General features: G+C 67.4%; 14 protein-coding genes and 1 tRNA gene. 13 read left to right on the top strand and 2 right to left on the bottom strand.

What is annotated here, in order from left to right:
* Positions 1 to 10 precede the first annotated feature (10 nt).
* The 8 genes from EV580_RS10505 to EV580_RS10540 all read left to right on the top strand — a co-directional run bounded on the left by EV580_RS10505 (position 11) and on the right by EV580_RS10540 (position 6,099).
* Positions 11 to 229, top strand: a complete 219-nt coding sequence (locus EV580_RS10505; protein ID WP_133691140.1) for a hypothetical protein — start codon at positions 11 to 13, stop codon at positions 227 to 229.
* A gap of 35 nt (positions 230 to 264) precedes the next feature.
* On the top strand, positions 265 to 1,164 hold the full coding sequence (gene ku / locus EV580_RS10510) for a non-homologous end joining protein Ku (RefSeq protein WP_133690941.1): 900 nt from the start codon (positions 265 to 267) through the stop codon (positions 1,162 to 1,164).
* Positions 1,165 to 1,258: 94 nt separating this feature from the next.
* Complete coding sequence (locus tag EV580_RS10515; protein WP_133690942.1) at positions 1,259 to 2,050, top strand: SDR family oxidoreductase; 792 nt, start codon at positions 1,259 to 1,261, stop codon at positions 2,048 to 2,050.
* A gap of 8 nt (positions 2,051 to 2,058) precedes the next feature.
* Positions 2,059 to 3,135, top strand: a complete 1,077-nt coding sequence (locus tag EV580_RS10520; protein ID WP_133690943.1) for an NAD(P)H-dependent amine dehydrogenase family protein — start codon at positions 2,059 to 2,061, stop codon at positions 3,133 to 3,135.
* Between the two features lie 25 nt (positions 3,136 to 3,160).
* Positions 3,161 to 3,484, top strand: coding sequence for a hypothetical protein (locus EV580_RS10525; protein WP_133690944.1), 324 nt, complete (start codon positions 3,161 to 3,163; stop codon positions 3,482 to 3,484).
* Between the two features lie 30 nt (positions 3,485 to 3,514).
* The gene (locus tag EV580_RS10530) at positions 3,515 to 3,757 is read left to right on the top strand and encodes a hypothetical protein (RefSeq protein WP_255496761.1); all 243 of its coding nucleotides are present in this window, start codon (positions 3,515 to 3,517) and stop codon (positions 3,755 to 3,757) included.
* Positions 3,758 to 3,823: 66 nt separating this feature from the next.
* On the top strand, positions 3,824 to 5,047 hold the full coding sequence (locus tag EV580_RS10535; RefSeq protein WP_133690945.1) for an Nramp family divalent metal transporter: 1,224 nt from the start codon (positions 3,824 to 3,826) through the stop codon (positions 5,045 to 5,047).
* A 2-nt stretch (positions 5,048 to 5,049) separates the two neighbouring features.
* On the top strand, positions 5,050 to 6,099 hold the full coding sequence (locus EV580_RS10540; protein ID WP_133690946.1) for a poly-gamma-glutamate hydrolase family protein: 1,050 nt from the start codon (positions 5,050 to 5,052) through the stop codon (positions 6,097 to 6,099).
* Here EV580_RS10540 and EV580_RS10545 read toward each other — a convergent pair.
* Positions 6,096 to 7,196: a DUF7373 family lipoprotein gene (locus tag EV580_RS10545; RefSeq protein ID WP_133690947.1), complete on the bottom strand. Its 1,101-nt coding sequence runs from the start codon at positions 7,194 to 7,196 to the stop codon at positions 6,096 to 6,098. The two genes, EV580_RS10540 and EV580_RS10545, sit on opposite strands and share 4 nt — an antisense overlap.
* Positions 7,197 to 7,298: 102 nt before the next feature.
* Here EV580_RS10545 and EV580_RS10550 point away from each other — a divergent pair, with 102 nt between their 5' ends.
* Together EV580_RS10550 and EV580_RS10555 are read left to right on the top strand one after the other, a co-directional pair.
* The gene (locus tag EV580_RS10550) at positions 7,299 to 8,387 is read left to right on the top strand and encodes an acyl-CoA synthetase family protein (protein WP_133690948.1); all 1,089 of its coding nucleotides are present in this window, start codon (positions 7,299 to 7,301) and stop codon (positions 8,385 to 8,387) included.
* 2 nt (positions 8,388 to 8,389) lie between these two features.
* On the top strand, positions 8,390 to 9,718 hold the full coding sequence (locus tag EV580_RS10555; RefSeq protein ID WP_133690949.1) for an aldehyde dehydrogenase family protein: 1,329 nt from the start codon (positions 8,390 to 8,392) through the stop codon (positions 9,716 to 9,718).
* Here the strand turns inward: EV580_RS10555 and EV580_RS10560 are convergent.
* Complete coding sequence (locus tag EV580_RS10560; RefSeq protein WP_133690950.1) at positions 9,711 to 10,805, bottom strand: glutamate--cysteine ligase; 1,095 nt, start codon at positions 10,803 to 10,805, stop codon at positions 9,711 to 9,713. The two genes, EV580_RS10555 and EV580_RS10560, sit on opposite strands and share 8 nt — an antisense overlap.
* A 93-nt stretch (positions 10,806 to 10,898) precedes the next feature.
* Between EV580_RS10560 and EV580_RS10565 the strand changes: the two genes are divergently transcribed.
* From EV580_RS10565 to EV580_RS10575, 3 genes are all read left to right on the top strand, one after another.
* Positions 10,899 to 11,732 (top strand): LLM class F420-dependent oxidoreductase, encoded by an 834-nt coding sequence (locus EV580_RS10565; RefSeq protein WP_133690951.1) that lies wholly within the window; start codon positions 10,899 to 10,901, stop codon positions 11,730 to 11,732.
* Between the two features lie 55 nt (positions 11,733 to 11,787).
* Positions 11,788 to 12,030 carry an ANTAR domain-containing protein gene (locus tag EV580_RS10570; protein WP_133690952.1) on the top strand — a complete coding sequence of 81 codons (243 nt, stop codon included), beginning with the start codon at positions 11,788 to 11,790 and terminating at the stop codon, positions 12,028 to 12,030.
* 22 nt (positions 12,031 to 12,052) lie between these two features.
* A tRNA-Arg gene (locus EV580_RS10575) sits at positions 12,053 to 12,125 on the top strand.
* Positions 12,126 to 12,228: the final 103 nt, after the last annotated feature.

Consider the following 12,228-nt stretch of genomic DNA (forward strand, 5'->3'; position numbering starts at 1 on the left):
AGTGACCAGAATGCTGGTAGCCGCCCTTTTGGCGCTGCCCGCGTTGATCGGCGTTCCGCAGGCCGCCGCCGATCCGGAGGATCACGTCCCCTACTGCTCAGCCGGGCAGGACCCGATGAACAGCGGCTGCCGCCCGGCGCCGTATCAAGAAACGAGCGACGGAATGGCCCCCGGCGCGAATCCCGACCTCCCCACCGGGCTCAATCCGGGCGTCCAGCCCGCCATCTGACCCGGCAAACCCGGTCAGGCCTGCATACTGGGTAGATGCGTTCCATCTGGAAAGGCTCGATCGCATTCGGTCTGGTGAACGTGCCTGTCAAGGTGTACAGCGCCACCGAGGACCACGATCTCAAGTTCCACCAGGTGCACGCCAAGGACAACGGCCGCATCCGCTACAAGCGCGTCTGCGAAGTATGCGGTGAGGTGGTCGAATACCGCGATATCGCCAAGGCGTACGAGTCCGACGACGGTCAGACCGTCATCATCACCGACGACGACATCGCGACCCTGCCCGAGGAACGCAGCCACGAGATCGAGGTGGTCCAGTTCGTTCCCGCCAGCGAGATCGACCCGCTGATGTACGACCGCAGCTACTACCTGGAGCCCGACGGTAAGTCGTCGAAGTCCTATGTGCTGCTGGCCAAGACGCTCGCCGACACCGATCGGGTGGCGATCGTCCACTTCGCGTTGCGCAACAAAACGCGCCTGGCCGCACTGAGAGTCAAGGACTTCTCCAAGCGTGACGTGATGATCGTCCACACCCTGCTATGGCCCGACGAGATCCGCGACCCCGATTTCCCCGTCCTCGACAAGGAGGTGGAGATCAAGCCCGCCGAGCTGAAGATGGCCGGCCAGGTCGTCGAGTCGATGGCCGACGACTTCCATCCCGAGCAGTTCCGCGACACCTATCAGGAGCAGCTGCTCGAACTCGTCCAGGCCAAGCTCGAAGGCGGCGAGGCCTTCACCGCCGAGGAGCAGCCGGCCGAGCTGGACGAGACCGAGGACGTCTCCGACCTGCTGGCCAAGCTGGAGGCCAGCGTCCAGCGCCGCCGGGGCCAGGCAGAAGACAAGGCGCCCGCCAAAAAAGCCCCGGCCAAGAAGGCAGCGAAGAAGGCTCCCGCCAAGAAGACCGCCGCGAAGAAGGCCGCCGCCAAGAAGGCGTGAACAAAATAGAACGTGTTTCAATTTCGTTCCGAATTCCGCGTCGTCAACGCTCACGATCTTGTTACGGTGTTCGCGGACAACGGAAGAGGGACACGTGATACTCGACAAGTTCAGACTTGATGGTCAAGTTGCAGTGGTCACCGGCGCCGGCCGTGGCCTGGGTGCGGCGATCGCCGTCGCGTTCGCCGAAGTCGGCGCCGACGTCGTCATCGGCTCGCGGACCCAGTCCGAACTGGAGTCGGTCGCCAAGCAGATCGAGGCGGTCGGACGGCGCGCACACGTCGTCGTCGGCGACCTCGCGCACCCCGAGACGACGGCCGCGCTCGCCGGCACCGCCGTCGAGGCCTTCGGCAAGCTGGACATCGTCGTCAACAATGTCGGCGGCACCATGCCCAACGCCCTGCTGAACACTAGCGTCAAGGACATGAAGGATGCGTTCACCTTCAACGTCCTCACCGCGCACGCCCTAACCCTGGCCGCGGTGCCGTTGATGCTGGAGCACTCCGGCGGCGGCAACATCATCAACATCACCTCGACGATGGGCAAGCTGGCCGGGCGTGGCTTCGCCGCCTACAGCACCGCCAAAGCCGCGCTGGCGCACTACACCCGGCTGACCTCGCTCGACCTGTCCCCCAAGATTCGGGTCAACGCGATCGCGCCGGGTTCGATCCTCACCTCAGCACTGGAGATCGTGGCCTCCAACGATGCACTGCGCGACCCTATGGAGAAGGCGACGCCGATGAAGCGGCTCGGCGATCCGCTCGATATCGCCGCGGCCGCCGTCTATCTCGCGTCGCCCGCGGCCAGTTATCTCACCGGCAAGATGATCGAGGTCGACGGCGGCCTCATCGTGCCGAACCTCGATCTCCCGATCCCGGACCTGTAAGGAGCGCCATGGCCATCCGCGTCGCACAAGTCGGCACCGGCAACGTCGGAATCCACGCGCTGAGGGCGCTGATCACCAATCCTGAATTCGAACTCACCGACGTCTGGGTGTCTTCGGATTCCAAGGCGGGCAAGGACGCTGCCGAACTGGCCGGACTTCCCGACGCCACCGGTGTCGCGGCCACCACCGATCTCGACGCGATTCTCGCGGCCAAGCCGGATTGCGTCGTCTACAACGCGTTGGCCGACAACCGGCTGCCCGAAGCGCTGGAAGACTACCGGCGCATCCTGGCCGCCGGCGTCAACGTCGTCGGCAGCGGCCCGGTGTTCCTGCAGTGGCCGTGGCAGGTGATTCCCGACGAGATGATCCAGCCGTTGGAAGATGCTGCCCAGCAAGGCAATTCGAGCCTGTTCGTCAACGGCATCGATCCCGGCTTCGCCAACGACCTACTACCGATGGCGCTGGCCAGCACCTGCCAGAACATCCAGCAGATCCGGTGCATGGAGATCCTCGACTACGCCACCTACGACAGCGCCACCGTCATGTTCGACGTGATGGGCTTCGGCAAGCCGATGGACGAGATCCCGATGCTGCTGCAACCCGGTGTGCTGAGCCTGGCGTGGGGCTCGGTGATCCGCCAGATCGCGGCCGGACTCGGGCTCGAACTCGACGGCATCGAAGACATGTATGTGCGCGAGCCCGCTCCGGAGGACATCGAAATCGCCGCGGGCACCATCGCCAAGGGCACCGCCGCGGGGCTGCGGTTCGAGGTGATCGGCCTGGTGGGCGGTGCACCAGTCATCGTCGTCGAGCACGTCACCCGACTGCGCGAGGATCTGTACCCGGAGTGGCCGCAGCCCGCCCAGCCGGGGGGCAACTACCGCATCGAGATCACCGGTGAACCGTCGTACGCCATGGATCTGTGCCTGAGCTCGCCGAACGGCGACCACAACCATGCCGGCCTGGTGGCCACCGCGATGCGGCTCGTCAACGCGATCCCGTCGGTGGTGGCCGCACCCGCAGGGATCCGCACGACGATCGACTTACCGTTCGCGACTGGCAAAGGGCTGTACGCTGCTGGATAGGGGAACTGCCAGGAAGGGAATGCCGATGCGGCTCAGGCTCCGCTATGTGTTTCCGATGGTCATCGCCGCCGGTGCTGCCGCAGGCGCGTTCGCGCCGATCGCAGTCGCCGATACGACGTTGATCGCCCCGTCAGTTCCCAGCTGTGTCGATACCGGGGGAAGTTCGGTCCTCGGTGGCCAGACCACCCAATGCGCCACCCCCGGCAACGTGCAGCTCAACGCAACCCCAGAAGTCCCCGAGGATTTCGCCTATCCCTGGGGCGACGAGTTCTACGGTCCCGCACTGATTTTCGGCGGTCCCGGTCCCGCAGGCGGCGGGGGCGGCGCCCATGGCGGCGGGGGCCGCTGAGTTCGAGATCGCGGCCACAAGGAGGCCACCATGATGACCAAGATTGCTCTTGGCGCTCCCCTACTGATTGCGGTTGCGGCCGTCGTACTGGCCGCCCCGGCGACCGCACGTCCCGCAGAATGCGTCGACACCGGACCCAGCACCACGATGTGCCAGACCCCCGGGCACGCCCAGATCACCACCTCACCCAACCCGGCGCTGCAGAATCCGCTGGCCGGCTGGGGCTTCGGCGGTATCGGGATCGGGCTCGGCGGAATCTTCATCGGCCTCTGACGAGCCCCTTAAGGTTTCGGGTACCCTAACTTTCTTGTTGGCGTATCCGGATAGAAAGCTCGTCGATTGGCACAGGTGACGCGCGCCCCCAGGGCGGGCTGGTATCTGCTCGGCCCGGCGTTCGTCGCGGCCATCGCCTACGTCGATCCGGGCAACGTCGCTGCCAACATCAGCGCGGGCGCACAGTTCGGCTTCCTGCTGGTGTGGGTGATCGTCATGGCCAACGTGATGGCCGGGCTGGTGCAATACCTGTCGGCCAAACTGGGCCTGGTCACCGGCCGCACCCTGCCCGAAGCCGTCCGCGATCACACCCGCACCCCCAGCCGCATCGGGTACTGGATCCAGGCCGAGCTGGTCGCGATCGCGACCGACCTCGCCGAGGTGGTGGGTGGCGCGATCGCGCTCCGCCTGCTGTTCGACCTGCCGCTGCTCGTCGGCGGTGTCATCACCGGCGTCGTCTCGCTGCTGCTGCTGGTCGTGCAGGACCGGCGCGGCCAACGGGTCTTCGAGCGGGTGATCACCGGACTGCTCCTGATCATCGCGATCGGCTTTCTGTCCAGCCTGTTCGTCAAGACACCACCGGCCGCAGACGTGGTAGCCGGCCTGATCCCCCGATTCGACGGCCCAGAAAGCGTCCTGCTGGCCACCGCGATGCTCGGCGCAACGGTGATGCCACACGCGGTCTATCTGCATTCCGGACTCGCCCGCGACCGGCATGGGCACCCCGAGGCCGGCGCCGCACGCACCCGGCTGCTGCGGATCACCCGGTGGGACGTCGGCATCGCCATGCTGGTGGCCGGCGCGGTCAACATGTCCATGCTGCTGATCGCGGCGACAAATCTGCAGGGCCGCAACGACACCGACTCGATCGAGGGTGCACACGCGGCGGTCCGCGACGCCCTCGGACCCACAGTCGCGCTGCTCTTCGCGATCGGCCTGTTGGCCTCCGGGCTGGCGTCGACGTCGGTCGGCGCCTACGCCGGGGCGATGATCATGCAAGGGCTGCTTCACAAGACCTTTCCGATGCTGGTGCGCAGGCTGGTTACGCTGATCCCCGCCCTGGCGGTGCTGGCCATCGGTGTCGATCCCAGCCGCGCGCTCGTCATCTCCCAGGTGGTGTTGTCGTTCGGCATCCCATTCGCGCTGATTCCGCTGGTGCGGTTGACCAGCAATCGCACGCTGATGGGTGCCGATACCAACGCCCGGCTGACGACCGCCCTTGGGTGGGCAGTGGCCACGATCATTACGCTGCTGAACGTGGTCCTGATCTACCTGACGCTCGCGCACTGAGCATGCGGCACCCGTACTTCGCCTACGGGTCCAATCTCTGTGTGCAGCAGATGGCCCGGCGTTGTCCCGAGGCCGCCGACCCCCGGCCGGCGACCTTGGCCGACCATGACTGGCTGATCAACGAGCGCGGGGTGGCCACCGTCGAACCCTTCACCGGTAGCACCGTTCACGGCGTGCTGTGGTCGTTGAGCGATCACGACCTCGCGGTGCTGGACAGCGCCGAAGGGGTTCCGGTGCGGTATCGCCGGGACCGGCTGACCGTGCAGACCGCCGACGGGCCGGCCCCGGCCTGGGTCTACATCGACCACCGCACCGAACCCGGCCCGCCGCGGCCCGGCTATCTAGAGCGCATCATCGACGGCGCGCTGCACCACGGCCTGCCGCAGCGCTGGGTGGACTTCCTACGACGGTGGGACCCGGCCCATTGGCCGCGTCCACTCGCATCGAACTCCTCTGGGCCGCAATCCCTTTCCGAACTCCTCGCCGACCCGGCGATCGTGGAGGTGAGCCGGCTGCGGTCCCGCTTCGGATTTCTCGCCATTCACGGCGGCGGCCTCGAGCAGATGACCGACGTCATCGCCGAACGTGCCGCCGACGCCGCGGGAGCGTCGCTGTATCTACTGCGCCACCCCGAGCACTATCCGCACCATCTGCCCTCGGCCCGGTATCTCGCCGACGAATCCGAGCGGCTCGCCGAGTTTTTGGACCACGTCGACGTGGCGGTGTCGGTGCACGGTTACGGCCGCATCGGGCGCAGCACCGAACTGCTGGCCGGCGGCGGCAACCGGGCGCTGGCTCGCCACCTGGCCGACACGATCGATCTGCCCGGCTACCGGATCGTCACCGACATCGGCGCCATCCCCACCGAGCTGCGCGGCCTGCACCCCGACAACCCGGTCAACCGGGTCCGCGGTGGCGGTGCGCAACTGGAGCTGCCGACCCGGGTGCGCGGTATCAGCCCACGCAGCCAGCCGCCCAGCGACGACGGGCTTTCGCCGGCGACGTCCGCGCTGGTGCAGGGGCTGGCCGCAGCCGCCCGCTCCTGGGGTTAGAGCCCGCCGAGAAGCAGGTACTGGGCCGCGGCCTGCTGCCGGGCATCCTGGGCGTGCGCCGACGTCGTGGTGAACGCGTAGCTCCCGGTGACGCCGTGGCATCCGTATCGTGAGAGCGGATTCCCGCCGCGGTCTACGCAGGTCACGTCCGGCACACCGCCCACCGCGTCGGTGACGATCGCCCCATCGGATAGCTCATCGGAGCTGATCCTGTCGATCAACAGCGCTGCCCCGCCAGCACTTTCGGCCCGGTACACCGTCGTGCGGCCCAACGCCACGGCGGTCACCCCGGCCGCGGCGAACCTGTCCGCGGCACGTACCGGATCCGCCTCGAAGTGCAGCGCCCCCGGTGCCGAGTACACGCCGACGGCCGGCGGCAAAGTGCGCGCCATCAGGCGGCTCGCGTCGACCAGCAGCGCGGGGTCGGTCGGGATGAGCGCGTCGACCCGCGGACCCTGGAGATCCAGGATCGCCGAGACGAGGCCGGTGGCCGCCGCCAGCGTATTGCGGGTCTGCACCCACTGATAGAGGACGAAAGGCCCGCGGGGCGTGAAGCTCTCCACGATGACCCCGCGGGGCATCGTGACGACCAGTGCAAGAGTCTCGCGATGGTGTGCGATCGCGACGGGTCGCGCCGGTTCGGCGACGACCATCTCCCTGGCGGCCGCCGACGCCGCGTCGGCATTCGGGAAGCGCATCACCAGGTTGACCACCGAGGTGGTGGGCGTCGGCTCACCCTCGGTGCTGCGCGCCGAGGAGAAACCGGCGACGAAACCGTTGGCCTCGGCGATCCCGGCCCGCCGCCCCCGGATGTCAGCCCGCAATCCCTGCGCGTCTGAAACCGGACCGGTGTTGGCGCTTTCCAATCGGCGAAGGGAGGTGTCGACATCGGTGGGCAGCACCACGCTCGCCGCCATGCTCTGACTTTCGATGACGGCCCCGATAGCCGTCCCAAATGTCACCGCAACTGGTGTCGTCGGATACGGCCCGACATCCAGCGGGCTTGCCGTGACAGCCACACCGGTGACCGGGCTGCAGCCGGCGATGCCCAGCACGAATGCGGCAAGCATGGTCGCCGCCCGTCGCGGTCGCGTCATCACATCAGCATGAATACCGGATGCAAACTCCAGCAGACTTCTCGGTTAACGACAGCCTCGCCTGGTATCGCATCTGGGAAAGCTGCTACAGGATCTCACTTTGTGGCCGATGTCGACTTCTCCCTGCTGGATCTCCCGCGCCAGACGCCACCGGATCCGCAGACGTTCCTGCGCGCGGCGATGGCCTGGCACTTCGGGGCCGACACCGGTTCGCCGTACTGGCTGCGCACGGCCAGGGACCTCGACTTCGATCCGCTGACCGATATCCACACCTTCGCCGACCTCCGCCGGTTCCCGAACGTCGTCAACCAACTGCGTGACACCGCGGCCGAGGACCTGATCCCGCGCGGCTACGGATCGCCACCGCCGATCCCGATGATCTTCGAGTCCGGTGGCACCACCGGCGCACCCAAGCGGACAGCCCAGCTGCCGGACTGGGTGGCCCAGGTCGCCGACTGGCAGACCGACGACTTCCGTCGCGCCGGATTCGTCGGCGGACGCGGCTTCCTGTGCATGATGCCCAGCGGTCCGCACGGGGTGGGCCACTTCTCCCGGGTGGTGTCGGGCCGCTTGGGTTCGATCTGCCATCTCATCGATCTCGATCCCCGATGGGTGAAGAAACTCGTCGCACGCGGGGCGGCCGGCGAGATGTCGGCGTACCTGAACCACCTTCTGCAACAAGCGGAATTCGTTCTACGCACCCAGGACATCGCCAACCTGCACACCACTCCCCCGCTGCTGGACGCCATCGCCCGCAATGACACGCTCGCGCAGCTGGTCGGCGAGAAGGTGCGGTTCATTCTGCTCAGCGGCGCCCACGTGGACCCCGACACCCTCGACGTCCTGCGTGACGTCTTCCCGGCTGCGACGATCGCGATGGTGTTCGGCAGCACGATGATCCTGTCGCAGGCCCAAACCCGCACCGACGGCGACACATTCGTCTTCGACCCGCGCAGTCCGTACGTCTTCTTCTGGGTGGTCGACCCCGACACCGGCGAGCAGGTCGGGTATGGCGAACGCGGCCAGGTGGTGATGAACCACATCAGCAAGGGCATGTTCATTCCGAACAATCTCGAACGTGACAGCGCGATCCGCCTGCCCGGCCCCGACGGCCAGGTCGGCGACTCGGTCGCCGAGGTCGCTCCGGTGGCCGTCCTCGACGGTGAGCCGGTGATCGAAGGCGTGTACTGACCGTGATCGACCTCCCGGGCCTGGGCCTGAACGGCGAATATCGTTCCCGCAAAAGGGAAGTCGTCACCGATGTGGCGGGCGCCCCGGTCGCCGAGTTGAGCATTGCCCCGCCGCTCTACATCGCGCGAACCATGGCCGGCCAGCGCAAGGCCACGCCGTTGCCCGCCGAGCAGCGCCAGGCCGCGCTGCAGAAGGCCGGCGAGATCTTCACGACATCTGAGGCGGCCGGCCTTGATTTCGAGTCGTATGTGCAACTGGCGAGCCGGGTTTCGGGCCTGCCGATCGCCGTCACCCGAGTCCAGGCCCGGGAGGTCGGCGACGCCGTCGTCGACGCGTTCGACGCGATCCAGCCGGCCCGTCCGATCGGCGCGATTACCGACTGGCGGACGGCGCAGGGCGCCACTGCAATCTGGTCGCGCCGTGGTGACGTGTTCGGGGTGCACGCCTCCGGCAACGCGCCGGGCGTGCACGGGCTGTGGCCGCAGGCGCTGGTCATGGGCTATCGCGTGGCGGTCCGGCCGTCGCGGCGCGAACCGTTCACCGCGCATCGACTGGTGTCGGCCCTACGGGAGGCTGGTTTTCGCGACGACGACGTCGTCTATCTACCCACCGATCATGCCGGGGCGGACGAGATCATCGCGTCGGCCGATCTGGCCCTGGTCTACGGCCGCAGCGATGTGGTGGCCAAATACGGCGGTGATGCAACGGTCTTCGTGAACGGTCCCGGGCGCACCAAGATCGTGATCACCGCCGAGCAAGACTGGCGCGATCACCTCGACGTGATCGTCGATTCGATTGCCCGGCTGGGCGGGATGGCCTGCGTCAACACCACCGCCGTGCTGATCGAAGGTGACGCGGCGTCCCTGGCCGCGGCGATCGCAGAGCGGCTGAGCACCATCGGGGACCTGCCAACGCAATCCATCGAATCCGCCAGGGCCGTGGCCGCTTTCGTCGCCGCGCGCGCCGCCGGTACGACGGCGCTGCTGGGCGCCGACCAGATCGTCGCCGACCTGGGCGACGGACGCGCCGCGCTCCGACCGGCCGTACACCTGCTGCACGACGTGGACACCGAGAAGCTCAACACCGAACTGGCCTTCCCGTGCGTGTGGGTCGCGCCCTGGCGACGCACGAACGGGATTGGTCCGCTTCGCGATTCGCTGGTGGTCAGCGCGCTCACCGACGACGACAGCCTGATAGACGACCTGCTCGCCCAGCCGACGATCGCGAACGTCTACCGCGGGCCGGTGCCCACCTATGTCACCGCACCCGGCCTGCCGCACGACGGCTTCCTGGCCGACTTCCTGATGCGCACCAAAGGGTTCGTCACGTAAGCGTGGCCTGCGCGGCGACGGCCAGAACGTCGGCGATCTCGTTGCGCTCCCGCCAGGCCGCCCGCTGCCGCATCGCACCATTGCCGTCCTTCAGCAGCCGGGTCAGCTCGTCGTGCACCCATTCGTCGTCACCGAGTTCTTGTAGTGCCGGCTGTAAGAGCTGCAGCCACTTCGCCAATACCGCCGACGTGGGCTCAGCCGTCCAACTGTCGGTGACGTCGATGGCCTGCCCGTCCAACCCATCGTGCGCGGCCTTCCAGTAGGCGGCGCGCACGATGTGGTCATCGACGCGGGGCGCGGGAGCCCCGGCGCGCTCGTCGGCCAGCGCCGTCATCACCGCGGCGCGCGTCAGCGTGGCCAGCAGGACGGTCTCGGCGGCGGTGGCGGGGACGTCGGAGACCCTGACCTCGACAGTGGGGAACTTCTTGGACGGGCGGACATCCCAATAGACCATCCCGTCGTCGAGCATGGCCCCGGCGTCGAGCAGCATGGCCACGATCGAGTCGTAATGCTCGGCCGAGTCGAAATGCGGCGGCGGTCCGGCACTGGGCCAACGACCCCACAGGACACTTCGCCAGCTGGCATGCCCGCTGTCGGCGTTGCGATAGATCGCCGAGTTGGCGGTCAGTGCGAGCAGCAGCGGCAGCTGGGGCCGTAGCCGGTTGCTGACGGCGATGGCCGCGTCACGGTCGGGCACTTCGACGTGGACATGACATCCGCAGATGCCCTGCTCGTGGGCAATCATGCCGAATTGCGCGCCGATATCCCGGTAGCGCTCGGTGTCGGTGATCGGGAAACTGTGCGGCACCGTGGGCGGTAGGCCGACCGCCAGCAGTCGCGCGCCCGCCTCCTGCGCGGCGTCCGCGGCGACCCTCCGCAGCCGGGTGATCTGTTGGCGCAGTTGCGAACTCGTCAGCGCCACCTCCGTCGCCGTCTCGACCTGGCAGGTGGTGAGTTCCAGCTGCAGGTCGACTCCGCGGGCGGCCGCGTGCTTGGCGACCTCGGCGTTGCGAGCGACCGGCTCGCCGGTGCTGGGATCGACGAGCAGGAATTCCTCCTCGACGCCGACGCTGGGCGCATTCACAATCCACGGAATTGCCGTGCTGTGGCGTCGTCAAACCGTGCCACGTACCGAGACCGACGCTGTCGGCCCCGCCCGACGCGGTCTTAGCATGCCGACATGGTGAGAGATTTTCGATTCGGCATCGGCGTGCGTTCGGTCAAATCGGCGCAGAAGTTGCGCGACACGGTGCGTCGATTCGAGGACTTGGGCTTCGACGTCCTGCACGTCCCGGACCATCTGGGCCGCTTCGGGATCCCCGCACCGTTCCCGACGATGGTGGCCGCCGCGGAGTATTCCAAGACGATGCGCGTGGGCACCTTCGTGATCAACGCGGCGTTCTACAAGCCGGCGATCCTGGCGCGCGACGCCATCGCGGTCGACGTGCTGAGCGAAGGCCGGCTGGATCTCGGCCTGGGCACCGGGTACGTGCGGGAGGAATTCGAGGCCGCCGAGATGCCGTACCCGAGCGCCGGCGAGCGGGTCGATCATCTGCGGCATACCACCACGTATCTGAAGGAGACCGCGCCGTCGATCCCAATCCTGATCGCAGGCAACGGAGATCGGGTGCTGCGGATCGCGGCCCAGCACGCCGACATCATCGGCCTCACCGGCGGCGGAGTGCCCGAGTACCCGGGCCACGATCCGCTGGCCGAGCGGATCGACTTCGTCCGGGCCGCGGCCGGCGAGCGGTTCGACGACCTCGAACTCAACATCGCGATCACCGGGGTGCCGACGGATTCCTCGGGCATCCCCGATCTCGCGCTGACCCGCGGCTACGCCCCGGACGCCACCGAGGAGCAGCTGCTGGCCCTGCCCACGGTGCTGACCGGCACACCGCGCGATATCGCCGACACCCTGCGCGCTCGCCGGGAGAACTACGGGATCAACTACTTCACCGTGCAGGACTATCACGCGGAATACTTCGCGAAGGTCATCGCCGAGCTGCGCTGAGGTGTTTGCGGAGCCGTCAGTCCGGCTATCGCTTGATTCACGAGGTGAACATGCAATGACGGATGACGCGAAGATGCAGGAGTGCGCACAAGGCGTGCTGGTCGGCCTGAAGCGATGCTCCCTGGACGCCGCGTCCGGGGAACTCGCCCGAGCCTCCCAGCGCCATGAACTGGACAGGCGACGGGTGGCCCAGGCGCTGGTGCGGCTGGCCCAGGACGTCGACCCCGAAGCCGACAGCATCGCCACGTCCGTCGCCCGCTACGAGTGGGGTGCGCTGCTGCCGCGACGCAGGTACTAGGCGGTAAGCTGCCAGCCGGTGCGCCCCCGTAGCTCAGGGGATAGAGCACGGCTCTCCTAAAGCCGGTGTCGCAGGTTCGAATCCTGCCGGGGGCACTTCAGTCCGTGTACGACCTCGGCTGATGCTTGACGTTTGGTCTTCGGTTGATGGGCGACAGTGTTTCGGCTGTTGCTTTACGCCTACTTCGGTTGATCCTTG

Source organism: Mycobacterium sp. BK086, from assembly GCA_004362315.1.
In the GTDB taxonomy this organism is placed as follows: Bacteria; Actinomycetota; Actinomycetes; order Mycobacteriales; family Mycobacteriaceae; genus Mycobacterium.

Excerpts from the sequence above, each read along its gene's own strand:
- EV580_RS10565 (WP_133690951.1), top strand. The coding sequence starts at position 10,899 with ATGGTGAGAGATTTTCGATTCGGCATCGGCGTGCGTTCGGTCAAATCG.
- EV580_RS10530 (WP_255496761.1), top strand. The coding sequence starts at position 3,515 with ATGATGACCAAGATTGCTCTTGGCGCTCCCCTACTGATTGCGGTTGCG.
- EV580_RS10525 (WP_133690944.1), top strand. The coding sequence starts at position 3,161 with ATGCGGCTCAGGCTCCGCTATGTGTTTCCGATGGTCATCGCCGCCGGT.
- EV580_RS10545 (WP_133690947.1), bottom strand. The coding sequence starts at position 7,196 with ATGACGCGACCGCGACGGGCGGCGACCATGCTTGCCGCATTCGTGCTG.
- EV580_RS10570 (WP_133690952.1), top strand. The coding sequence starts at position 11,788 with ATGACGGATGACGCGAAGATGCAGGAGTGCGCACAAGGCGTGCTGGTC.
- EV580_RS10505 (WP_133691140.1), top strand. The coding sequence starts at position 11 with ATGCTGGTAGCCGCCCTTTTGGCGCTGCCCGCGTTGATCGGCGTTCCG.
- EV580_RS10540 (WP_133690946.1), top strand. The coding sequence starts at position 5,050 with ATGCGGCACCCGTACTTCGCCTACGGGTCCAATCTCTGTGTGCAGCAG.
- EV580_RS10520 (WP_133690943.1), top strand. The coding sequence starts at position 2,059 with ATGGCCATCCGCGTCGCACAAGTCGGCACCGGCAACGTCGGAATCCAC.
- ku (WP_133690941.1), top strand. The coding sequence starts at position 265 with ATGCGTTCCATCTGGAAAGGCTCGATCGCATTCGGTCTGGTGAACGTG.